Raw genomic sequence first — 24,312 nt, forward strand, 5'->3', positions numbered from 1 at the left:
ATGGTGTTTTTTATTTTTGGGAACCTTTAAGTTCTTGAATAATTCTAGATGCATCATCTTTAGTCCATTCTTTACTTTCAATTTTTCCAGTTAAATCATGAGTAAGTTTTTTAAAATCATCTTCAGATAAATTTTTATCTTTAGCAAGCTTTAAGATATAATTTCTTTGATTTGTGGTAGCATATTCAATTTTATCTTCTTTTATTTCAACAGTTTCATTTGTCGCAAGTATCTCGTCCATATCCTCTACGTCCTGTGTAAATATTCCTGATGTTCTTGTGGCTGATAAAGTAGCATCTATAAGTGCTCTTTTTTTAGCCATTTTAAGAATAGTATTGACAATAGTATAAGAATTTTGTCTTGCAAATTTCGTTTCTTTGCTATTACATGAACCAAGTCCTTCAGAGATTATTTCTCCAGTTCTTTTACTTCTTAAAGAACATTTGCAAAGATAGTAAAAGAAACCTTCCTTCCAGTTTTCTACTTTTTCAATTATGTCTACATTGATTGTAAAACCATATAAATTGCATAGTTTTTCCGCACCTGGCTTAAATAGACTGGGTTTTGGGCTACCAGGGATTTTTCCGTAATCTTCGCCTTCCTTCATTTGACTCTTAATAAAGTTCTGAATAAGTTTAAATTGTTCGATTTCCTTTTCTATTATTTTTTCAGAAATTACTTCCTTATCATCATATATTACGACTCCTTTGTTTATATCATTCATAATAACACCTCCACTTCTTATATATTGTACAAAAACTAATATTTATATGTAAGGTTTAATTTTAATTAGCAAAATTAAAATAGGTGAATAAAATATATACAAAAGAATAGAGGGGTAAGGTGTGAGATATGCTAATTGATAAGGATGAACTTATAGTATTTCTTTTACAGAATTATTACAAATTATACCTTGAACACGAAAAATTTGGGGATAATGAACTGGAGAAATATTATTTAAAAGGGATGCTTGACATAATTGAAGAAGTCAATAAATTTGGAAGAAACGAATAAAAAAAGAGACATAAGAAGCTTCTTATGTCTCTATGGTGCCGAAGGCGGGGGTCGAACCCGCACGGGTTATTAGCCCACCGGATTTTGAGTCCGGCGCGTCTGCCAATTCCACCACTTCGGCAAGGACAATAATATATTAACATGGTAATTATTATTTGTCAATATTATTTTTCTTATCTTTTATTCTATTTGGCTTTGGCTTTGGCCTCCCGATTATTTTTTTATTTTTGTTTGTCTTTTCAATATTCAAAAAATCAACAAAAGCAAGGGTTGTTAATGAGACTAATAACATCTGAGTATATTGAACAACAGGCGCCTTATATAGATTACCCAAAAATGGAGGCAAAATTAATAATACAATTAATAAAATAATTAAATGGCTTTTTTTAATGTTCGTTTTTAAAAGAAATGGACGTAAATAATTAAAAATAATTACTGACACAATCACAATCGCAGTTATAATGCCTAACTGATACCAAAACAATTCAATTCCCCCTCTCTTTTATTAAGTTATATTATATCAAAAAAACATATCTTTTCAAATATTACAATTCTGTTTTAATTGTCTTGCTCTTGTGCTACAATATTCTTTAGTAGGAAATATTATAAAAATATTAGCAAAATATGTCGAATTGGAGTGAGAATATGCTAAGATTTTTAGATGCTGGTGAATCGCATGGAAAGATGCTGGTTGCAATCCTTGAAGGATTTCCGTCTAATGTTCCAATAGATATTGAGAATATTAACAAACAATTGCAGAGACGACAAATTGGTTTTGGAAGAGGAACAAGGATGAAAATAGAATCTGATAGGATAGAAATAATTTCAGGTGTCAGAGGCGGTAAAACAACAGGTGCTCCAATTTGTATTTCAATAAAAAATAAAGACTATGAAAATTGGGCAGAAGTAATGGATTTTCAAAAGGAGTATAACGAAAAAATCACAATACCAAGGCCTGGTCATGCAGATTTGAATGGATTTCTAAAGTATAATCTTGACGATATCAGAAATGTAATAGAAAGGGCAAGTGCAAGAGAGACAGCAATAAGAGTTGCAATTGGTGCAATTTGTATGGAACTTTTAAAATTTTTTGACGTCAAATTTATTAGCAGGGTAGTTATGATTGGAAACATTGAAGATTTTTCATATATTGACAGTTACAATGAAGATTTGATTAATAAAATAGAATCATCTCCTATAAGATGTTTACATAAAGATATAGAGAAGAAAATGATAAAAGAAATTCAAATTGCAAAAGAAATTGGAGAAACAATAGGTGGAGCTATTGAAGTTATTGCCTTTGGTGTTCCTGTAGGTCTTGGAAGTTATTCGTTTTACGATAGAAGAATGGATTATTTAATTTCCGGAGCTATGATGTCAATTCAGGGAGTAAAGGCTGTTGAAATTGGAAATGGGATTAAATCATCTAAATTATATGGTAGTGAGTTTAACGATAAAATTATTTTTGAAGATGGAAGGTTTAGCAGAAAAACTAATAATTTAGGTGGAATAGAAGGCGGAATTACAAATGGAATGCCGATAAAAGTTAGACTTTTTATGAAGCCAATTCCAACTACAAGAAGAGAGTTTGAAACTTTTGATGTCCATGGAAATGTAGTTAAAAGCAGATATGAACGTTCAGATGTTTGTGCAGTTCCTGCTTTAGCCGTAATTGCAGAAAATGTATTGGCTTATGAAGTTGCAAAAGAAATGATAAATAAATTTGCAGGTGACAGTTTAGAAGATTTATTGATTTCATTTGAACATTACATTAATAGGGTTAATAGGGGAGAAGATTATGGAAGAGACAATTTTAGTCCAGCAATGCAAGGACAATGATATAGATGCCTTCGAATCTCTTATAAAAAAATTCGAAGGTAAGATTTATAATATTGCCTATTATATGCTAAAAAATGAACACGATGCATTTGATGTTACCCAAGAGGTGGCGATTAAGATTTATAAATCTATTTCTGCATTTAAAGGAGATAGTAAGTTATCTACTTGGATATATAGAATCACTTATAATGCATGTCTTGATTATATTAAAAAGAGAAAGGACGATTTGTCGCTAGATGAATATATTGCTGCAGGGGATGAGAAATTTGAAAAAGCCGAAAATGTTATTGAAAATAAGGAATTAAAAGAAATCATAAAAAAATGCATATTAAAATTAAGCGAAGACTTTAGAACGATAATAGTATTAAGAGATATTCATGGATTTTCTTATCAAGAAATTTCAGATATATTAGGCATCGAAGTAGGTACTGTTAAGTCTAGACTTAACAGAGCTAGAGAAGCATTAAAAAGGGAATTAATCAAAAATGGAATTCGAAGGGGGAATTAATGTGAAGGAGTCTAAATATATTAACACCTTATTTTCTGAACAGGAAGAAATTGAAGCAGGATTATTGAAAGATCTGACTTTGGAACCGCCTTACAATTTGCATGAAGCAGTTATGAGAAATATTAAAACTAAAGAAAATAAACTTATAAGAAGATTTAACTTTAAGAAATATTTATCCGTTGCAGCTGCGATAGTTATCTTTGTAGCTGGAGCTGGTAGAATGGTTTATGTGGGACTTGAAAAAGAAAAAGAAGTTAACATAGTTGCTCAGCAAGAAGTTAATAAGGAAATAAATACAGCTAAGGACAACAATGATTTAGCTGTAGCGCTTGATAATTCTAATACAAAAATACAAAACAATACTAATAATACGACTCAGACTAAAAAAGAAACAACAAAAGCTACAAAAAATACTGTAAAGCAAAATACAGAAAAGCCTAAGAAGTCAATAGAAAAAAGCGATGTTGATAGCAATACCACAAAAGTTGCTGTAGCTCAAAACAATAATATAAGTTCTACAGCTGAGCATAATAATAATGTTTTAAACACCTTGAGTCAGGGAAATATCACTTATAGCTATGAACTTTATTATTCTGAGAGAGATATTAATTTACTTGATTATTTAAAAAGTAACAGTCAGGTAATTTCAAGTGAATTGTATTCATTTACTCCAGAAAAATTTGAGGAATTTAAACAATACGTTGATAATAATAAACTTGAGTTAAAATCATTACAAATATCACAACAGGATAGTCAGCAAAATGAAATTGTTATTAGATTAATCAAGAAGTAGCTAATGCTACTTCTTTTTATTTGTATATGCATCTTTTTTAATTTTGTATTTAGTGTTATATTATTGATTAGTAATAATATTTTTGCATTATGAGGAGTGATACAGATGACAAAAAAGCTAATTATAATAGATTCTAATAGTTTATTAAACAGAGCATTTTATGCTTTACCTCCAATGAATACTTCATATGGGCTTCCAACCAATGCGGTCTATGGATTCACTGTAATGCTTTTAAAAATATTTGAAGAAACAAAGCCCGACTATATTATAGCAGCATTTGACAAAAGCAAACTGAATTTTAGACATGAAAAATATTCAGAATATAAGGCTGGGCGCCAAAAAATGCCTGACGAATTGTATTCTCAACTTGAACCTGTTAAGGAGATTTTAAGAGCATTTAATATAGGCATTATTGAGTTGGACGGATATGAAGCCGATGATATTATTGGCACAGTAGCAAAAAATTATTCAAGTAAGGAACTTGAAATAATTATTTTTACTGGAGATAAAGACAGTCTTCAACTTGTGGGAGAAAATATAGATGTGTATATTACTAAAAAAGGCATAAGTGAAATTGAGAAATTCGACATCTCATATTTTAGAGAAAAGTATCCCTTTGAACCTGAAGGAATAATTGAAATGAAAGCTTTAATGGGTGATGCTTCTGATAATATACCTGGTGTTCCAGGAATCGGAGAGAAAACTGCTTTAAAATTGCTTGGGGAATTTAAAAACGTGGACAATATTTATAGCAATATTGATAAGATAAGTTCAAAGAAAGTAAAAGAAACACTAATTAGCAATAGAGAACTTGCATACTTGAGCAAGGAACTGGCTACAATTAATGTAAACGCCCCTATAGAAATTGATTTTGAAAAAATTAAGCTTATGGAATACGATTCCGATAAAGTTAGGGAATTGTTGGTAAAATATGAATGTTATAGTTTGATAGATAAATTAACTAAAATTAAAATAGATAAAAAGCAAGAAAAGTATATTAGTATAGAAATATTTGAAGAATACAATATAGATTACATAAAGCAAGAAATCAAAACAAATAATAAGTTTGCCTTTTTTGTTATTGAAGAAAACAATATTTTTAAAGGCTTATTAATAAACGGTAATATACTGCTAAAAAAAGAAGATGTATACAAATTTAAGGATATATTTGAGGATGAAAAAATAGAAAAAAATACTTATAGTTCAAAGGCTTTGTTTAACTTTTTAAAACAAAATGGATTAGAGCTGAAGGGTTTGAATTTTGATGCAGAAGTTGCAGCCTATATTTTAAATCCATCGGAGAGCAAATATGAAGTAAAGAATCTACTTAGCAAGTATGTTTCTTTAAACGTAGCTGACAATGATAAAATATCCATAGCAGCTTTATTTTTGCAAAATATAGATAAAATTAAAAATCAAATGATTGATGAAATTGAAAAATTAAATATGAAGGACTTGTATTATAACGTAGAACTTAAATTGATAGAAGTTCTTTCTGAAATGGAAACAAATGGATTTAAAATTCAATATGCTACATTACAAGAATTAGGTCAGGAATTAAATATTGAAATTGAAAGATTGACAAATGAAATATATGAGCTAGCAGGTGAAGAATTTAACATAAATTCTCCAAAACAGCTTGGGGTCATTTTGTTTGAAAAATTAAATCTACCAGTTGTTAAAAAAACAAAAACAGGTTACTCAACTGATGCTGAAGTTCTTGAAGAATTGAGTTCGAGACATGAAATAGTAGAAAAAATATTACATTATAGGCAGCTTATTAAACTAAAGACCACATATATTGAAGGATTAATAACAGCTATTTGTGAGGATGGGAAAATACATACTCGATTTAACCAAACTGTTACTGCAACCGGAAGAATCTCAAGCACTGAGCCTAATCTGCAAAACATACCTATAAAATTAGATATGGGAAGAAGAATAAGGAAAGCATTTGTCCCTTCGTCCGGGGATAATTTGATTTTATCTGCTGATTATTCACAAATAGAGTTAAGGGTATTAGCACACCTTTCAAAGGATGAAAATTTTATAGATGCCTTTATTAAAGGACAAGATGTCCACACAAGAACTGCCTCAGAAGTGTTTGGCGTATCAATCGAAAAAGTAACACCACTTTTAAGAAGTAGAGCAAAGGCAGTTAATTTTGGTATAGTTTATGGACTTAGCGACTATGGACTATCTAAAGATTTAAAAATATCAAGGAAAGAAGCGAAAACTTATATTGAAAATTATTTCGCAAGATACAGTGGAGTGAAAAAGTATCTCGATGATACTATAAAAAATGCAGCTAAAAATGGATATGTTACTACTATTTTAAATAGGATTAGATATATTCCAGAGATAAAATCGACAAACAAAACTTTAAGGGCTTTAGGGGAAAGGCTTGCAATGAATTCTCCTGTTCAGGGTTCTGCAGCTGATATAATTAAAATTGCTATGATTGAAGTATATAAAAATTTAAAGCTAAATGATTTAAAATCAAAATTAATTTTACAAGTTCATGATGAATTGATTTTAGAGGTTCCGAAAAATGAGATAGATTTAGTAGCAAATATTGTTAAAGAATCAATGGAGAATGCAGTTAAATTAATCGTTCCTTTAGCTGTTGATGTGCACATTGGTAAGACTTGGTATGATGCGAAGTAGGTGATTTAATGAAAATCGTTGGATTAACTGGTGGAATAGCTTCAGGAAAATCAACTGTTTCAGAATTTTTAAAACAAAGAGGATTCCCAGTATTAGATGCAGATAAAATTGCAAGGGAAATAGTTCAAAGTGGGAGCGATGTTTTAAAAATTCTAGTTAGGGAATTTGGTGATGAAATATTGTTGGAAAGTGGCGAACTGAATAGAAGCAAGCTAAGGAATATTGTTTTTAATGATAAGAATAAATTAAACAGGCTAAATGAAATTACTCATCCAGAAATAAGGAAGAGATTAAATGAACAAATAATAGAATATAAAAAATATGGTTTTAAACTAATTATAGTTGATGCTGCGCTACTTATTGAAGCAAAGTTTTATGAATTGGTTGATATAATTATTTTAGTTTACGTAGATTTAAATACACAAATAGAAAGATTAATTAAAAGAGATAATATATCAAAAGATGATGCGTTTAAAATAATAAATTCCCAGATGAAGCTTGAAGAAAAAATAAAATATGCAGATTATATAATTGATAATACAAAAGATTTTGAATATACCAAGATGCAGGTAAATAAAATTATTAATAGCATAAAATCTTCGGAGGAGTGTAATGAATAAAAAAACATTGTTAACTTTCTTTATAAGCATCATAATACTAGTAAATATTAAAACAATCTTTAAATTTTGTTATCCGATTAAATACGATGTATATGTTATAAAATATGCTTCAAGATATGATATGGACCCCTTGTTGATTTTTTCGATAATAAAAGCTGAAAGCAATTTTAATCCTAATGCTATTTCAAGCAAAGGAGCAATGGGACTAATGCAGATAACACCACAAACAGGTGAATATATATCATATCTTTTAAAGACTTCAAAATTTTCTAATGAGGAGCTTTTGAATCCAGAAACTAATATAAAATTTGGAATTTATTATTTAAGCAAACTTAACAAAGACTTTGGTGGGAATCTAGATACGACACTTGCAGCATATAATGCAGGAGAAGGAAATGTAAGAAAATGGTTAAAAGAAAAGCAATACATTTTAAAGTCTGAAGAACTTCCATTTTTAGAAACAAGAATTTATATTAGGAAAGTTAAATCATACTATACAAAATATAAGTGGCTTTATGGTCAATCTTACTAAATAGTATTGACAGAAAACAAAATTTTTGGTATTATAAATTCTGTCAAGCGGAGATGGCGGAATCGGCAGACGCGCACGTTTGAGGGGCGTGTGGGTATCCCGTGCGGGTTCAAGTCCCGCTCTCCGCACCATAGTAAATTATAAATTAAACTTGAGCATATTCTCAAGTTTAATTTTTTTTATTAAAAAATTCTATGCAACATAAAGGAATTTTATGATTTGCGTAGAATTAATTTATATATAGATTAATTTAGTAGGTGATAATTTGCTTCCGATTGAGATATTAATTGAAGATTATAATATCCAGAATTTGAATTCTGATAATTTAAAAGATGTTTATCAATTAATTGTATCTGATAAAACTAATCTGAATGTAATTGGTCATGAAAACAATTACGATTTTGATTTTGAAAAACTGCATGAAAGGTATGTTGAGACTCTAATCAATACATTTGAATATTTTTGTGGCATTTTTTATAGCAAAGAATTAATAGGAATAATTAAAGGCAGATTAGAAAATAAAAACAATCTTGAGAATTGGTTTTTAACCTACATATTAAAAGATACATTTAGAAATAAAGGGATTGGTAGCATTTTGCTCAATTCTTTTGAGGAGCATATAAGCATAAATTTTGGGGTTGAAAGATTTTTTGCTGTTATTTCTTCTGAAAATAAACAAAGCAAAAATTTTTGGATTAAAAATGGTTATAAATTCGAAAGAGAATCATATTATTTAAAAATAAATAATAAACCGGCTCAGATATATTATAAATATAAAAAGGAGTGATTTTTGATGAATTCAAATGTTAACTGGTATCTTGAAAAGAAACTTGAAAGGGTGAAGAAATCCTTAGAAAAGAACAATTATGATGTATATATTGTTAATGATGTTGAAGAAGCAAAAACTACTTTAAAAAATATTATTGAAAAAAATGCAAAGGTTTCGTTTGGTGGCTCAATGACATTAATTGATAATGGATTTATCGACTTTGTTAGAGATATGGAAGTTGAAGTATTGGATAGATACAAAGAAGGATTAACGCCTGAAGAAATAGGAGAAATTTTTAGAAAAACATTCTTTGCGGATTATCTTATAACAAGTAGCAACGCAATAACAGAAGAAGGATACCTTGTAAATCTTGATGGGACAGGTAATAGAGCTGCAGCTATGATTTTTGGACCAAAGAAAGTTATAGTTATGGCAGGATACAATAAAATTGTTAAGGATTTAAATGAAGCATATAATAGAGTAAGAAACTATGCTTCTCCTATAAACGCAAAGAGGCTTTCAAGAAAGACTCCTTGCACCGAAGTAGGGGTATGTATGGATTGCAATTCGCCAGAAAGAATCTGCAATCATTATGTGATTACCTACAGACAAAATGTTAAGGGGAGAGGAATTGTTATTTTGATAAAACAAGAATTAGGATTTTAAATTTTCACCTTATTTGTTGTATTGAATATAATATAATGATATAATATTCAAAAAGTGCCGAATCCAAAAGGTACGGAGGAACCGTTTTTGGGGTGAATCTGAATTAACAGTAGGGATTATCCTTCTCCCGAACCCGTCAGCTAACTCCGGAGGCATGGGAAGGAGAAAAGCTATGTTTAAAAGAAAAATCTGTTTAATTATTGTGCTGATGTTGATTTTTAGTGTTGTTAATGTATCAGCGCAGACAACAAAAAATTCCAGAGATACTAGGGTAGTTTTATCAAGAGGTCCTCAGCTTGTAAGTTACTCTAAAAGATTTTTGGGAGTAAAGTATGTCTTCGGTGGACAATCTACTAGAGGCTTCGATTGTTCTGGTTTTACCTCATTTGCCTTTAAGTTTTTAGGTTATAACTTACCACATAGCGCAGCGGAACAGTATAAAATGGGGTTAAAGATTTCAAAAAATGAGTTACTTCCAGGTGATTTGGTATTCTTTGAAACTTATAAAAAAGGAATATCGCATGTAGGAATATACATAGGAAATGGTAAATTCATTCATGCTTCATCTGGAGTTGGTTATGTAACTATAACCAAATTAAGCGAAGCCTACTATACTAAAAGATATAAAGGGGCAGCACGAATATTGAGGTAATCAGATAGAGCAGTTGCTCTATCTTTTTTCTATTATTTACGGGGGTGGGGAAATGAGATATGTAAGGATTCATATACATAAAAATAATAAAATAAGAGTAATCGCTATAATTTCGGTCATTTTTTTAGTTCTATTATCATCATCTTATTATATAATGAATAGAATTAATAGTGATGCTATTAATTACAAGTTAACTAACGAGCAAAAAACTAATATTAAAAGTAATGTAAATGATTCTAATAATACAACAAAAATCAATCAGGTGCATAAATACAATTATTACATAGTTCAACTTGGCTACTTTAAAGTAAAACAGAACGCAGAAATTTTTTCAAAAACTCTAAAAATGCAAGGGATTAGAAATGCAATTATTGAAAATAATGGGTATACAGTAATCAGCCTAATAGAAAATAATAAAATTTATGTAACAAATGAAGAAAAACATTTGCGTAATTCAAAGCTGTCGTTTATAATAAAAAGTGTCGAATTTTCAACTAATAATGAACTATTGATAGAAATAAATAACTTTATTTCAAAGCAAATAGATGTTCTAAACAATAGAATCAATTCAGAGCAATTATCAATTGAGAATAAAATGCTAAAAATAAAAAAACATAACTCACAAAGCATTGATAAATTATTAACAGATTTCAAAATGAGTATTAATGAATTCGATAAAAATCTTTCATTGAAAAAATATGAGGAATGTTTGAATAATTTGGCTAATGAGATTTACATCGTGAAGGAATTAGATGGCATCATTAGCCAATTAAAATAATAAATAATGTTAGTAAAATAACAAACAAGGAGAGTGAACTAAATGAGTCAACAAAACTGCTGCTGCTGTGGCAATAATCAAGTTGATGAAAGATTAGAAAAGGCTAGAGAAATAATCAAAAAGTATAAAGACGTTAAAGGGGGATTAATTCCAGTATTACATCAAATTCAAAACATATATGGGTATTTACCAGAAGATGTTTTGAAGGAAGTATCAAGCGAATTGAATATCCCCATGTCAGAAATTTTCGGAGTAGCATCATTCTACTCATACTTCTCACTTGAGCCGAAGGGAGAACATGTAATTAGAGTATGCCTTGGGACAGCTTGCTATGTTAAGGGAGCTCAATTATTAATTGATAAAATTTCTCAAGAGTTAAATATTTCCGTAAATAAGACTACAGAGGATGGAAAGTTTACATTAGAAGCAACAAGATGCCTTGGAGCGTGCGGCCTTGCTCCTGTAATGGTAATCGGTGAAAAGGTTTATGGAAGATTAACTCCTGATATGATTCCAGATATACTAAAAGAATATAAATAAGAGGGAAATATATGAGAGAAATTTCTCTTCATATTATGGATATCATTGAAAATTCAATTACTGCAAACGCAACATTTATTGAAGTTAAAATAAAAGAAAATATTCTGGACAATTTACTAATTATGAAAATTAAGGATAATGGCAAGGGTATTGATTCAGAAACACTAAAAAATATAAAGGATCCTTTTGTTACTTCAAGAACGACAAGGAAAGTCGGGCTAGGTTTATCTTTGTTTGAAGCTACATGTCTAAGGTGCAACGGGTATCTTGATATAAAATCTGAATTAGGAGTTGGAACTGAAGTCACTGCTGTGATGGAATATAATAATATTGATAGACCACCACTTGGGAAAATGGAGGAAACAATTATTTCTGCACTCTTAAATCCCGGCGTTGATTTAGTTTATGAACACTATTACAATGAAAAAAGCTTTTTATTGGACACAAGAGAAGTTAAAAAAATATTAGGAACTGAAGAAATAAACACTCCTGATATTTTAATATGGATAAAGGATTATATAAAGGAAAATTTAAAGGAAATAAGTGGAGGTGCCTTTTAATGAAAACATTAAAGGAATTAGAAGAAATAAGACAAAAGACCCTCGATAGAGTTAATCAGAGAAAAGATAGAACAACAACAAGAATAGTAGTAGGAATGGCAACATGTGGCATTGCAGCAGGCGCAAGACCAGTGCTTCTTGCAGTTATGGAAGAAGTTGAAAAATTAGGATTAACTGATGTTACAGTAGCACAAACAGGATGCATAGGACTATGTAAGATGGAGCCGATAGTAGAAGTTTTCAAACCAGGCGAAGAAAAGGTAACATATGTAAAGATGGATGCAGATAAGGCAAGAAGAATAGTAGCAGAGCACATCAGAGATGGAAAAGTAGTTGACGAATATACGATGCATGTAGTTCAAGGCAAGATACTAAACGACTACAAGGCTGAAAAAGAGTGATTGGAGGGGAAACTATGGCATTTTATCGTTCACAAGTATTGGTGTGCGGTGGGACAGGCTGTACATCATCAGGTTCAATGGATATATTAACAAAATTCAATGTAGAGATAAAAAAGCATGGAATAGAAAATGAAATAGAAGTAATAAGAACAGGTTGCTTTGGGCTATGTGAATTAGGTCCAGTCGTAATAGTGTATCCAGAAGGAGCATTTTATAGCAGAGTAACGGTTGAAGATGTAGAAGAAATAGTAGCAGAACATCTTGTAAAGGGAAGAGTTGTAACAAGACTTTTATATAAGGAATCAGTAGAAGAAGGAAGAATAAAGTCACTAAACAATGTAGATTTTTACAAGAAGCAATACAGAATAGCTCTAAGAAACTGCGGAGTAATAGACCCTGAAAACATAGATGAATACATTGCATTTGATGGATATAAGGCACTTGCAAAGGTGTTAACAGAAATGACACCACAACAAGTTATAGAAGTAGTGAAACAATCAGGATTAAGAGGAAGAGGAGGCGGCGGCTTCCCGACAGGATTAAAGTGGGAATTCACAGCAAAATCACAGGCTGATCAAAAGTATGTAATATGTAATGCAGACGAAGGAGACCCAGGTGCTTTTATGGACAGATCAGTTCTTGAAGGGGATCCACATTCAGTATTAGAAGCAATGGCAATAGCAGGATATGCAATAGGAGCAAGTCAAGGATATATATACGTAAGAGCAGAATATCCAATAGCAGTAGAAAGACTTGAAGTTGCAATAAAGCAGGCAAGAGAATATGGACTTTTAGGAAAGAATATATTTGGAACAGACTTTAGCTTTGATATAGAAGTAAGACTTGGTGCAGGAGCCTTTGTATGTGGAGAAGAGACTGCCCTAATGAACTCCATAGAAGGAAGACGTGGAATGCCAAGACCAAAGCCACCATTCCCAGCACAATCAGGATTATGGGGTAAGCCAACAGTAATAAACAATGTAGAAACATATGCAAATATACCACCTATATTTATTAATGGAGCAGAATGGTTCTCATCAATAGGAACAGAGAAGAGCAAAGGAACAAAGGTATTCGCCCTAGGTGGAAAGATAACAAACACAGGGCTTGTAGAAGTTCCAATGGGAATAACACTAAGGGAAGTTATTTATGAAATAGGTGGAGGAATACCAAACGGAAAGAAATTCAAGGCAGTTCAAACAGGAGGACCATCCGGTGGATGTATAACAGCAGAACACCTTGATACACCAATCGATTACGACACATTAACAGCACTTGGTTCAATGATGGGTTCAGGTGGTATGATAGTAATGGATGAAGACAACTGTATGGTTGACGTTGCTAGATTCTATCTTGAATTCACTCAAGACGAATCCTGTGGAAAGTGCACACCATGTAGAGTAGGAACTAAGAGACTACTTGAAATACTTGAAAAAATAACAGAAGGTAAGGGAACTGAAGAAGATTTAGTTAAACTTGAAGAGCTTTCATACCAAATTAAGAATACTGCACTATGTGGACTTGGACAGACAGCTCCAAACCCTGTATTATCAACATTGAAATACTTTAGAGACGAATATGAAGCACATGTCAAAGAAAAGAGATGTCCTGCAGGAGTTTGTAAGTCCCTAATGAAGTATACAATAATTGCTGAAAAGTGTAAGGGTTGCAGCATATGCGCTAAGAATTGTCCTGTAAGTGCAATCAGTGGTAAGGTAAAGGAACTATTTGTTATAGACCAAAACAAGTGTGTTAAGTGCGGAGTTTGTATGGAAAAATGTCCATTCAAGGCAATTGAGAAAAAGTGATTTAAGGGGTGAAGTTAATGGAATTAGTTAAACTAACTATAGATGGAATAGAGGTTGAAGTTCCAAAAGGAACCACTGTATTAGAAGCAGCAAGGAAAATAGGAGTAGAAATACCAACTCTCTGCTATTTAAAAGAAATCAATAAAGTTGGAGCATGTAGAGTATGTGTTGTTGAAGTTGGGCCAAGATTACTTGCGTCATGCACGCTAGAAGCTGAAAATGGTATGCATGTTAAGACTAATACTCAAAAGGTCAGAGAAGCTAGAAGAGCAGTTGTTGAACTTATTCTTTCCAACCATAAGAGAGAATGCACAACTTGTATTAGAAGTGAGAATTGTGAATTGCAGTCAGTTTCAAAGGAATTAAATATTAGAGATTTAAGATTTGAAGGCGAAAAAACACATGAAGATATAGACAGTGCTTCTACTTCAGTTGTTAGAGATCCAGAAAAGTGCATTCTTTGTGGAAGATGTATTGCAACCTGCAGTGAAGTTCAAACTGTTCATGCAATCGGATTTGCAAGAAGAGGATTTAATACAAAGGTTGCTCCGACATTTAATAGAGCACTTGCAAATACTGTATGCGTTAACTGTGGACAATGTATTATGGCTTGTCCAGTTGGTGCATTATATGAAAAGGAAAATATAAAGGAAGTTTGGAGAGCAATATCAAACCCTGAAAAATTCGTTGTCGTTCAAACTGCTCCTGCTGTTAGAGTTGCACTTGGAGAAGAATTTGGAATGCCAATTGGAACAAGAGTAACAGGAAAAATGGTAGCCGCTCTAAGAAGAGTTGGATTTGATAAAGTGTTTGATACTGACTTTGGTGCAGACCTTACAATAATGGAAGAAGGAACAGAATTAATTTCAAGACTAAATAAGGGTGAAAATCTCCCATTGATGACATCATGCTGTCCAGGATGGGTTAAATTTGTAGAACATTATTACCCAGAAATGATAGATAACCTTTCAACTTGTAAGTCTCCAAGTGAAATGGAAGGCGCATTAATCAAGTCATACTTTGCAGCAAAAATGGGAATTGACCCTAAGAACATTGTTACAGTATCAATTATGCCATGCGTTGGTAAAAAGTTTGAAGGACAAAGAGAAGAACTATCACATGAAGGAATGCAGGATGTAGATATAGTTCTTACAACAAGAGAGCTTGCACAAATGATTAAAGAAGCAGGCATAGACTTTAAGAATTTACCAGATGAACAATTTGATAATCCATTCGGCGAAGGAACTGGAGCTGCTGTTATATTTGGAGCGACAGGTGGAGTTGCTGAAGCTGCTCTTAGAACAGTATATGAAGTAATTACTGGAAATGACCTTGATAATGTTGAAATTACAGCTGTTAGAGGAGTAACTGGAATAAAGGAAGCAGTTATAGACTTGAATGGAAGACAGGTAAAGGCTGCAATAGCACATGGACTATCAAATGCGAGAAGACTTCTCGATATGATAAAGTCAGGTGAAAGACAATATGACTTCATAGAAGTTATGGCTTGCCCAGGTGGTTGTGTAACAGGTGGTGGACAGCCAATCGTTGACGCGAAAACAAGAGAAAAAATGGATGTAAGAGTAGAAAGAGCTAAGGCTATCTACGAAGAAGACAGGCACTTGCCAATTAGAAAGTCACATAAAAACCCTGACATAACAAGAATTTATGAAGAATTCTTAGGACAACCTAACAGCCACAAGAGTCACGAACTTTTACACACACATTATGTAAAAAGAGATAGATTCTGATTCAAAATAACATTGTCAATTGGGATAGCATAGGATTTTTAGAGTCCCCCTTGAATGATTTCATGAGCAAATGCCATTGAAATCATTCAAGGGGGCTCAATGCTATAATCTAAATAAGTCAAAAACTAAATTTGCTTTAGCATTTTGACCAATAGCACTTGTTTATTTGCTCTTTAAATGATAAACTTATAAGAGAAATTTTTATCAAAGTGATTAAAAATTGAAAAAAAGTATAAAAATTATAAAGGGGTAGAGTTTTATGGGTAGGCAAAATTATAGGGGTTATGGTTATCTATTTATATTAATGTTAATATTCGGATTAGCTGGCGGTATAATAGGTGAAATTCTCGGAAACAGCGTAAATACATTATATTTTTTGAAAAGGGATTTTGTATTAGGTATTTCCAAGCCGTTAAGTGTTGACTTAAAGTTAATTGCTATTACGTTTGGAATTTTATTTAAAGTAAATATTTTATCAGTTGTTGGACTTATTTTAGGTTTTATTATTTACAAAAAAATGTAGGTGATTAAATGAAAAAAATTGTTCTTGCTTCTGCTTCGCCGCGCAGAATTGAATTACTAAAGATGTTTTTGCCAGATATAACAATCATTCCTTCGAATTATGAAGAAAAACTTATTGACACCGAACCAATAAGACTTTCAGTGGAACTGGCTAAAGGAAAGGCTATAGATGTTGCATCCAGGGTAGATGGTAAAAGTATAATAATTGGTGCTGACACCATAGTAGTTATGAATAGCCTAGTATTTGGTAAACCGAAGGATAAGGAAGATGCAAAACAAATGCTATATACATTAAGCGGGAAAGTTCACCAAGTAATAACAGGTCTTTGCGTCCTTGACGTATTCAATAATAAAACAATAACAAGTTATGAGTCAACTGATGTATATTTTAAAGAATTAAGCGCTGATGAAATTGATTTATACATTAAAAGCGGTGAGCCATTTGATAAGGCAGGAGCCTATGCAATTCAAGGATTAGCAAGTATATTTGTAAAAAAAATAAATGGATGCTATTTCAATGTAGTCGGTCTACCAGTATATAAATTAAACGAAATGCTTAAGGATGTGGGGGTAAATCTTTTAAGCAAGGAGTGTTTAAATGGAAGTCAAGAGAAATAGAATAAAAGATATGCCCCAGAGTGATAGACCAAGAGAAAGACTAATTAAATTTGGACCTGAAGTCCTATCTAATTCAGAACTATTAGCAATCTTGCTAAGAACTGGGACAAAGGACTTAAGTGCTATAAATTTAGCGAGCAATATAATGCACAATGGAGGAATTGATTTTTTAAGCAATAGCACTTTTGAAGAACTTAGCTCTATAAAAGGAATTGGAATGGCAAAGGCTGCACAAATTAAAGCTGCTATAGAGCTAGGGAAAAGGATGAGAGGCTTAAGGTCCCAGGAAAAAGTGAAAATCTCAAGTCCTAAGGATGTTTTTGAACTTATAGGACAAGATATGAGATTTCTAAAAAAGGAAATATTAAGATTAATATTGCTAAATACAAAAAATTATGTTATAGATATAAAGGATATATCTGTTGGGAGTTTGAATTCATCAATAGTTCATCCAAGAGAGGTATTTAATGAGGCTATTAGAAGAAGTAGCTCCTCTATTATAATATGTCATAATCATCCGTCCGGCGATCCTGAACCAAGTTCAGAAGATATCAATATTACAAGAAGATTATATGAAGTCGGAAAATTAGTAGGAATAGATTTGCTTGATCATATTATAATTGGAGATGGCTGCTACATTAGCTTGAAAGAGAGAAATTTATTCTAGAAGGGAGAATTAACATGGGAATATTTGGTTTTTCAAAGGATATGGGAATAGATTTAGGAACTGCTAATACATTAGTTTATGTTAAAGGAAAAGGAATAATACTAAGAGAACCTTCTGTTGTTGCGATTAGAAATGACAATACAAAACAAGTATTAGCTGTTGGCGACGAGGCAAAGGAAATGATAGGAAGAACACCAGGAAATATAGTTGCAATAAGACCATTAAAGGATGGCGTCATTGCTGATTTTGATATTACACAAAATATGCTGAAAATGTTCATTAAAAAGATTACTAATGGGGGTGCATTTATTAGACCAAGGATAGTGGTATGCCATCCATCTGGTGTTACTGAAGTTGAAAAAAGAGCCATCGAAGATGCTACAAGACAAGCAGGTGCAAGAGAAGTTCACCTTTTAGAAGAACCGATGGCTGCAGCTATAGGTGCTGGACTTCCAGTTAATGAACCAACAGGAAGCATGGTTGTTGATATTGGTGGAGGGACAACTGAAGTAGCTGTAATTTCTCTTGATGGTATTGTTACAAGTAAATCACTTAGGATTGCGGGAGATGAACTAGATCAATCAATTGTTAATTATATTAAAAAAGAGTATAATTTAATGATTGGAGAAAGAACAGCAGAGCAGATAAAGATTCAAATTGGTTCTGCATATCCTGGAGATGAAGCAATTACTATGGAAATAAAGGGAAGAGATTTGGTTACAGGGCTTCCAAAGGTTATCAAGGTTACTTCAGACGAAATTAGAGAAGCTATAAATGAGCCTGTCACTGCGATTGTAGATGCTATTAAATTTACTCTTGAAAAGACACCTCCTGAACTTGCAGCAGATATAATGGATAAAGGTATAATGTTAACAGGTGGTGGAGCCCTACTGAGAGGACTTGATAAATTAATAAATAGTGAAACTCATATACCTGTTCATATAGCAGAAAATCCACTCGATTGTGTAGCCGTTGGTGCGGGGAAGGCACTTGATTATATTGATAGACTATCAGGCAGCAGAGGCTTTGGTATTTCCAAGTCAAGATAGAAAGAGGGATTTAAATGGATTTTTTGAAGAACAAGCTACTAACTATAGTGCTTGTTCTTTGTCTTGCATTTACGATATTTATTGGTATAACTGCAAATAAAAAAGAAAACACAGGAATAATACAAGGGACAATAACATCTACTGTTGCTCCGATACAGAAGTATCTATATTTAGCAGGGCAAAGAATAAGTAACGTTTTCTCATTCGTATCATCTATTAGCAATCTTATCGAAGAGAATAATAAGCTAAAAGCTGAAGTAGAGGACTTGAAGGCACGACAAATTGAATATGACAGATTCAAGAAAGAAAATGAAGAAATGAATAGCCTTTTGAATTTTAAAAATACGCACAAAGACCTTAAATTGATAGGAGCTAACATTATTGCTAAGGTTGGCGACAGCTGGTTTGATGTTATTATAATCGATGTTGGCTCAAGGGATGGTATAAAAAAGGGCCAGTATGTAATTGCAGGAAATGGATTTGTTGGACAAGTTACAGAGGTTAATGAGAACAATGCAAAAGTTGTAACTTTGATAGATGAAATGGCTAACATACCTGCAAAGGTATCATCAACTGAGGATATCGGTCTTGTAAGTGGAACAAAATCCACAAATAAGGATAAGTTATGCAAAATAAGCCTATTGCCATATGATACAAAGGCAAAGGAAGGGGATTTAGTTGTTACTACAAATATAATTTCAGAAGATTCAAGTTTAATTCAAAAGGATATATTGATAGGAAAGATAACTTATATTGAGGATGAAAAATTAAACTTATCAAAAGTTGCTTATATTCAACCTGAGGTTGATTTATCCAGAATAGAAAAAGTTATGGTAATAATTAAATAAAGGGGTAGGACATTGTGAAAAAATATATTGTATTTATGTTAACAGCCCTGTTTTTATTGAGCCTGCAAGAGGCTTTTTTTTCAAGACTTAGTTTTTATAATATATACTTTGATATACCGATGATATTAATAATATGTATAGCTATGACTTTAGAAGATACGGAGGCATTTTTTATTATATTGTTTGCAGGAATTGTTAGAGATAGCATGTTTCCTGGAATATTTGGTGTAAATTCTATATTTTATTTATTATTGTTTTATTTAATAACAAGGATTCAAAACAAAATTTACAAAGAAAAGGTTTCTATTTTCATATTAATTATAATTTTTTCAACTTTATTAAAATACGTAGTATATTTTGTAAGTTTTTATATTGCTTCAATTAAATTTAATTTTATTGAAATGATTAAATCAACATTGCTTATAGAAGTGATTGGAAATATAATATTATCAAGGTTTATAAATAATTGGATAAAAAGAATATATAATTCTTCATTTGTTCAGAAGGATTGGAAAAATTAGATAGGGTGATGATATGGAGAAAAAGGAAGAATCAAGGATAAATGCATTTAAGCTGATAGCATTTTTAATTTTTGCTATTCTTATTTCTAGACTATTTTATCTTCAAGTGATAAATGGGGATTATTATAGAACATTGGCGGAGGAAAAGGGAAGAAAGTTTGTTTATGAATTGCCACCTAGAGGTGAAATACTCGATAGAAATGGATTAAAATTAGCTACTAATGTCCAAAGCTTCAATATAACCTATAACAATGTAAAGTCAAAATTAGTTAATGAAGAAGTCAATAAAGTATTGATTGAAACTATTAGAATAATAATAAAGAACGGGGATGAAAAAAAATTAATAGACACAAATTTTCCCATCGTAATAAACGGTTCAAATTTTGAATATGACTTTAATTCCACAAACTCGACAACTATTGAGAAAAGAAAGAAAAACTTTCTTGAATTTTATAAAATTAAAGAATCATTGAATGCAGAAGCAGCCTTTAGAGAAATTGCAAATTATTATGAAATTATAGAATCAGATTCCAATGGAAAACTAAAATACAAGTATAACATGAATCAGCAGGAGGCATACAGACTTATATCATTTAGATATTCTATTCAAAATACAATGTTTTCTCAGTATAGAGCTATTTATTTAGCTAAAAATGTAAACAAAAAAACTGCATTAGCAATTGAATATAATAGAAATGACTTACCTGGGATTATGAGTGAAGTTGCCCCAATGAGAAGCTATCCATTCGGGCAGGTAGGTTCGGCATTTTTAGGTTATCTTGGCAAAATAAGTGAAGATGATAAAGATTACTATACCAGCCTTGGCTATGATATTAGCCGTGAACTCGTTGGAAAGCAAGGACTTGAAAGTGTTTTGGAAAACAATAAGGATTTAAATATTTCATTAAGAGGTGAACCGGGTGGAATTGAAGTTGATGTAGATAAATTCGGTAGAATTTTGAATGAAACAGCTAGGCTTGATTCAATTCCAGGCGATTCAGTTATTACTACTATAGATGCAAATTTACAAAAAGTTGCAGAAAAAGCACTTGATGAAACAATGGAAAACATTAGAACAGGCAAGATTAAGACAGATGCGCCATACCCTAATGCAAACATAGGAGCTGCTGTTGTTGTTGATGTTAGGACTGGTGAAATTCTAGCTCTTGCGAGCAGGCCAGGATTTGACCCAAACTGGTTTGCAGAGAAGGGTTCTCCAGCAAAAGAGTATTTAAATTACCTTTGGCCACAAAATGGAGAGTATGGATTAACGCCTCTTCCAACTTTTAATTATGTTACCCAGGGGACAGCACCTCCAGGCTCAACTTTTAAACCTCTTGTTGCTATTGCAGGGTTGCACGAGGGTGTAATTTCTCCAAGCACCATTATTGTAGATAAAGGTGTGTACGATGGATTACCAGGTTTTAATGGTGCCTGCTGGATATGGAATGAAAGGCGTGGAACTCATGGAGCTACAAATGTAGCAAAGGCTATTCAGGTTTCATGTAACTATTTCTTCTTTGAAGTTTCAAAAAGGCTTGGAAGAGAGAAGTTTTACGATTGGGCTTTTAAATTTGGGTTAATAAGTAATCCGAAAACTGGAGAAGCACCTACGACAGGAATTGAAATTAAAGAAAGCCCAGGGGAAGTTGCTAATCCACAAAAAATTATAAGAGATAAAGTTAACGTAAAGCTAATAAATATAAAGAAAAAATTAAAGGAAAGTTATGGAATTACTGTCCTAGATAACGAAAACAGTCCGGCTAGAACGGTGCTAAAGAATATGATTTTATCTGGAAGGTATGATGAAAACACTCTTGAATCAATTGGAATACTAAATGAAAAGGCAAAAAACTATATAAAAGGTGAAATAAATACTCTAAATTGGGAAGCAAATGCTTTCTTCCAGGTAATAAATGCTGGTATCGGTCAAGGTAATACTGAACTAACTCCGCTACAGATGGTTAGTTATGTTTCAACTATAGTTAATGGTGGAACGCGATATAAACTGCATCTTATAAAAAAAGTATTAAATCCTGACGGAACCGTAAAATATGAAAATGAACCCGAGGTAATGCAAAAGTTAAATCTTAAAAACGAGTATATTGAAGCGGTAAAGGAAGGCATGAAGAAGGTTACGGAAGAAGGTGGAACGGCATCATCAACATTTAGAAACTTTCCAATACAAACTGGAGGTAAAACAGGTAGTGCATCTGTAGATAAATATCTTGTTAATAAGGGAAGAGCAGCTTACGGATGGTATATAGGGTTTGCACCCTATGATAATCCTCAAATAGCTGTTGCTATTGTAGTATACAATGCAGGACATGGCGGATATGTTGCTCCTGTTGCAAAAGCAATCTATGAAGAATACTTTGGACTAAATAAAAATACTAACCCAACACAAAAAAATACAAACAATTCAAATAATGCAAATACTACAGACCAACAAAATATAAAGCCAAACAGGTAAAAGATTATTGTTTCCTTATAATATCGAATTAATACTTTATAAAAAACATTATGCTAAGCTCCATGATATGATTTCAAGTGGTATTCCTATCTAATAGGATGGCGACTATGAAATCATACGTGGAGCTTCAGTTTTAATTAAAGATAACAAGGCATATTATTTTTACAAGAATTTTGTATTTTTTTATATAAATTTGTATGATAAAATAGTAAAGTAACGAAAATTTCTAATTTACTTGTGAAGGAATTATTCAATTGATGAAGAATATAATAAATAGACACTTGGAGGTTCTTATGGGCACTGTAATGTTCAAGGGAAATAAAGATGGTATAATCATACAGATAATGTCTAATGATTTACATAATGTTAAGAAAGAAATATTTGAAAAGCTGCTGCAGGGAAAGGATTTCTTTAATGGTTGCAACATGTATATAAGAAGCGATAATGAACTGCCTGCGGAATTTACTGAAGAAATAAAAAACAGTCTAAAAAACATTTATAATGCGAATTTAATTATAGAAGAAAAAAGGATTATTACAAGTAAAAAAGTAACTGAAACTAACGAAGGAAATGCCAAAATAATAAAAAGGACAATAAGATCTGGTCAAAGAATAACTTTCGATGGGAATATAGTGATTATTGGTGATGTTAATTCAGGTGCCGAGGTTCTTGCAACTGGTAGCATAATAGTTCTTGGAGTGCTTAGGGGTATTGTCCATGCTGGATTAGAAGGCAATAATAAAGCTTTCATAGCAGCATATGATTTAAGACCTGAGCTAATAAAAATTGCAGATTTAATATCACGTCTTCCGGATGACCCGGAAAAAAATAAAATTCCCGAAGTAGCTCGTATCAAAGGGAGAAATATAATTATTGAACCATATTTGCCTAATAAAATACAATGAATTTGGAGGGGTTTAAATGAGCACATCTATTGTAATTACATCAGGAAAAGGTGGAGTTGGTAAAACAACTACAACTGCAAATATAGGAACAGCTCTTGCAATGCTAGGAAAAAAGGTAGTTGTAGTTGATGCTGATACTGGACTTAGAAATCTAGATTTGCATCTTGGATTAGAAAATAGAATAGTATATAATCTGGTTGATGTAGTTGAAGGAACTTGCAGGTTAAAGCAGGCACTTATAAAGGACAAGCGTTTTGATAATTTATTTTTGCTCCCAACTGCACAGACAAAGGATAAAACTGCAGTAACTCCAGAACAAATGCAGGAACTTGTTGAAACGTTAAAAAAAGAATTTGATTATGTTATAATTGACTGCCCAGCAGGTATCGAGCATGGTTTTGAAAATGCTGTAGCTGGTGCTGATAAGGCAATAGTTGTAACTACTCCAGAAGTTTCTGCTGTAAGAGATGCAGATAGAATAATTGGTAAGCTTGAAGCAAAAGGATTAGAAGATCATCAGTTAATTGTAAATAGAATAAAATTTGAAATGACTAAAAAAGGAGAAATGCTAAACATTGACGATATGACTGATATTCTTGCGATTAAACTGCTTGGCATAGTTCCAGATGATGAAAAGATTGTTATTTCAACGAACAGGGGAGAACCAGCTGTTACTGACTCAACTTCAAAAGCAGGACAGGCTTATAAAAACATCGCAAGAAGACTGCTGGGTGAAGACGTTCCTTTAATGGAAATGGAAACAGAAGAAACTGGATTTTTCTCAATATTCAAGAAATTATTTAGGAGATAG

27 protein-coding genes, 2 tRNA genes and 1 riboswitch are annotated in these 24,312 nt (G+C 32.0%); of the genes, 26 read left to right on the forward strand and 3 right to left on the reverse strand.

Annotation, left to right across the window (positions count from 1 at the left end; all coding sequences use genetic code 11):
- Positions 1-10 precede the first annotated feature (10 nt).
- Complete coding sequence (locus ABG79_RS01415) at positions 11-724, reverse strand: hypothetical protein (protein ID WP_057976357.1); 714 nt, start codon at positions 722-724, stop codon at positions 11-13.
- Positions 725-852: 128 nt separating this feature from the next.
- Here ABG79_RS01415 and ABG79_RS12455 point away from each other — a divergent pair, with 128 nt between their 5' ends.
- The gene (locus ABG79_RS12455) at positions 853-1,014 is read left to right on the forward strand and encodes a hypothetical protein (RefSeq protein ID WP_160318206.1); all 162 of its coding nucleotides are present in this window, start codon (positions 853-855) and stop codon (positions 1,012-1,014) included.
- Positions 1,015-1,047: 33 nt separating this feature from the next.
- Here ABG79_RS12455 and ABG79_RS01420 read toward each other — a convergent pair.
- Positions 1,048-1,135 (reverse strand) — tRNA-Leu (locus ABG79_RS01420).
- Positions 1,136-1,165: 30 nt separating this feature from the next.
- Positions 1,166-1,498: a hypothetical protein gene (locus ABG79_RS01425; RefSeq protein WP_057976358.1), complete on the reverse strand. Its 333-nt coding sequence runs from the start codon at positions 1,496-1,498 to the stop codon at positions 1,166-1,168.
- 161 nt (positions 1,499-1,659) lie between these two features.
- On the opposite strand from ABG79_RS01425, the gene aroC reads away from it, so the two are divergent.
- From aroC to minD, 25 genes are all read left to right on the forward strand, one after another.
- Entirely contained in the window at positions 1,660-2,853 is a 1,194-nt protein-coding gene (gene aroC, locus ABG79_RS01430; protein WP_057976360.1) for a chorismate synthase, read from the forward strand.
- On the forward strand, positions 2,813-3,361 hold the full coding sequence (locus ABG79_RS01435; RefSeq protein ID WP_057976363.1) for an RNA polymerase sigma factor: 549 nt from the start codon (positions 2,813-2,815) through the stop codon (positions 3,359-3,361). Before aroC ends, ABG79_RS01435 begins: the two co-directional genes overlap by 41 nt.
- 1 nt (position 3,362) lies before the next feature.
- Positions 3,363-4,154 carry a hypothetical protein gene (locus tag ABG79_RS01440; protein WP_057976365.1) on the forward strand — a complete coding sequence of 264 codons (792 nt, stop codon included), beginning with the start codon at positions 3,363-3,365 and terminating at the stop codon, positions 4,152-4,154.
- 105 nt (positions 4,155-4,259) lie between these two features.
- Positions 4,260-6,821: a DNA polymerase I gene (polA, locus tag ABG79_RS01445; RefSeq protein WP_057976367.1), complete on the forward strand. Its 2,562-nt coding sequence runs from the start codon at positions 4,260-4,262 to the stop codon at positions 6,819-6,821.
- A gap of 8 nt (positions 6,822-6,829) precedes the next feature.
- Entirely contained in the window at positions 6,830-7,441 is a 612-nt protein-coding gene (gene coaE, locus ABG79_RS01450; RefSeq protein WP_057976369.1) for a dephospho-CoA kinase, read from the forward strand.
- Positions 7,434-7,973: a lytic transglycosylase domain-containing protein gene (locus ABG79_RS01455; protein WP_057976372.1), complete on the forward strand. Its 540-nt coding sequence runs from the start codon at positions 7,434-7,436 to the stop codon at positions 7,971-7,973. The genes coaE and ABG79_RS01455 overlap by 8 nt, the downstream gene beginning before the upstream one ends.
- 47 nt (positions 7,974-8,020) lie before the next feature.
- A tRNA-Leu gene (locus ABG79_RS01460) sits at positions 8,021-8,104 on the forward strand.
- A gap of 134 nt (positions 8,105-8,238) precedes the next feature.
- Positions 8,239-8,760 carry a GNAT family N-acetyltransferase gene (locus ABG79_RS01465; RefSeq protein ID WP_057976374.1) on the forward strand — a complete coding sequence of 174 codons (522 nt, stop codon included), beginning with the start codon at positions 8,239-8,241 and terminating at the stop codon, positions 8,758-8,760.
- 6 nt (positions 8,761-8,766) lie between these two features.
- Positions 8,767-9,408: a lactate utilization protein gene (locus ABG79_RS01470; protein WP_057976380.1), complete on the forward strand. Its 642-nt coding sequence runs from the start codon at positions 8,767-8,769 to the stop codon at positions 9,406-9,408.
- A 45-nt stretch (positions 9,409-9,453) separates the two neighbouring features.
- Positions 9,454-9,578: riboswitch (cyclic di-AMP (ydaO/yuaA leader) on the forward strand.
- Positions 9,563-10,060: a C40 family peptidase gene (locus ABG79_RS01475; RefSeq protein WP_242859286.1), complete on the forward strand. Its 498-nt coding sequence runs from the start codon at positions 9,563-9,565 to the stop codon at positions 10,058-10,060. (Overlaps the previous riboswitch by 16 nt.)
- A gap of 52 nt (positions 10,061-10,112) precedes the next feature.
- Positions 10,113-10,838 (forward strand): SPOR domain-containing protein, encoded by a 726-nt coding sequence (locus ABG79_RS01480; RefSeq protein ID WP_057976382.1) that lies wholly within the window; start codon positions 10,113-10,115, stop codon positions 10,836-10,838.
- A 42-nt stretch (positions 10,839-10,880) separates the two neighbouring features.
- Positions 10,881-11,378: an NADH-quinone oxidoreductase subunit NuoE gene (gene nuoE / locus ABG79_RS01485; RefSeq protein WP_057976384.1), complete on the forward strand. Its 498-nt coding sequence runs from the start codon at positions 10,881-10,883 to the stop codon at positions 11,376-11,378.
- An 11-nt stretch (positions 11,379-11,389) separates the two neighbouring features.
- Positions 11,390-11,938 (forward strand): ATP-binding protein, encoded by a 549-nt coding sequence (locus ABG79_RS01490; protein ID WP_057976387.1) that lies wholly within the window; start codon positions 11,390-11,392, stop codon positions 11,936-11,938.
- Complete coding sequence (locus ABG79_RS01495) at positions 11,938-12,339, forward strand: (2Fe-2S) ferredoxin domain-containing protein (protein WP_057976389.1); 402 nt, start codon at positions 11,938-11,940, stop codon at positions 12,337-12,339. Before ABG79_RS01490 ends, ABG79_RS01495 begins: the two co-directional genes overlap by 1 nt.
- A 14-nt stretch (positions 12,340-12,353) precedes the next feature.
- On the forward strand, positions 12,354-14,147 hold the full coding sequence (gene nuoF, locus ABG79_RS01500) for an NADH-quinone oxidoreductase subunit NuoF (protein ID WP_057976390.1): 1,794 nt from the start codon (positions 12,354-12,356) through the stop codon (positions 14,145-14,147).
- A 17-nt stretch (positions 14,148-14,164) separates the two neighbouring features.
- A complete protein-coding gene (locus tag ABG79_RS01505; RefSeq protein WP_057976392.1) occupies positions 14,165-15,898 on the forward strand; it encodes an NADH-dependent [FeFe] hydrogenase, group A6 in 1,734 nt (577 codons plus the stop codon).
- Positions 15,899-16,157: 259 nt separating this feature from the next.
- A complete protein-coding gene (locus ABG79_RS01510; RefSeq protein WP_057976393.1) occupies positions 16,158-16,421 on the forward strand; it encodes a DUF4321 domain-containing protein in 264 nt (87 codons plus the stop codon).
- A gap of 8 nt (positions 16,422-16,429) precedes the next feature.
- Positions 16,430-17,038 (forward strand): Maf family protein, encoded by a 609-nt coding sequence (locus ABG79_RS01515; protein WP_057976396.1) that lies wholly within the window; start codon positions 16,430-16,432, stop codon positions 17,036-17,038.
- Positions 17,019-17,705, forward strand: coding sequence for a RadC family protein (gene radC / locus ABG79_RS01520; RefSeq protein ID WP_057976398.1), 687 nt, complete (start codon positions 17,019-17,021; stop codon positions 17,703-17,705). The genes ABG79_RS01515 and radC overlap by 20 nt, the downstream gene beginning before the upstream one ends.
- Positions 17,706-17,719: 14 nt before the next feature.
- Positions 17,720-18,754 carry a rod shape-determining protein gene (locus tag ABG79_RS01525; protein WP_057976400.1) on the forward strand — a complete coding sequence of 345 codons (1,035 nt, stop codon included), beginning with the start codon at positions 17,720-17,722 and terminating at the stop codon, positions 18,752-18,754.
- A gap of 14 nt (positions 18,755-18,768) precedes the next feature.
- Entirely contained in the window at positions 18,769-19,602 is an 834-nt protein-coding gene (gene mreC / locus ABG79_RS01530; RefSeq protein ID WP_057976402.1) for a rod shape-determining protein MreC, read from the forward strand.
- A 14-nt stretch (positions 19,603-19,616) separates the two neighbouring features.
- On the forward strand, positions 19,617-20,123 hold the full coding sequence (gene mreD, locus ABG79_RS01535; RefSeq protein ID WP_057976404.1) for a rod shape-determining protein MreD: 507 nt from the start codon (positions 19,617-19,619) through the stop codon (positions 20,121-20,123).
- 13 nt (positions 20,124-20,136) lie between these two features.
- Positions 20,137-22,596 (forward strand): penicillin-binding transpeptidase domain-containing protein, encoded by a 2,460-nt coding sequence (locus ABG79_RS01540; protein ID WP_057976406.1) that lies wholly within the window; start codon positions 20,137-20,139, stop codon positions 22,594-22,596.
- Between the two features lie 293 nt (positions 22,597-22,889).
- Positions 22,890-23,501, forward strand: a complete 612-nt coding sequence (gene minC / locus ABG79_RS01545) for a septum site-determining protein MinC (protein WP_057976408.1) — start codon at positions 22,890-22,892, stop codon at positions 23,499-23,501.
- 16 nt (positions 23,502-23,517) lie between these two features.
- Positions 23,518-24,312 carry a septum site-determining protein MinD gene (gene minD / locus ABG79_RS01550; RefSeq protein ID WP_057976411.1) on the forward strand — a complete coding sequence of 265 codons (795 nt, stop codon included), beginning with the start codon at positions 23,518-23,520 and terminating at the stop codon, positions 24,310-24,312.

This window comes from Caloramator mitchellensis (genome assembly GCF_001440545.1).
GTDB classification, from domain to species: domain Bacteria; phylum Bacillota; class Clostridia; order Clostridiales; family Caloramatoraceae; genus Caloramator; species Caloramator mitchellensis.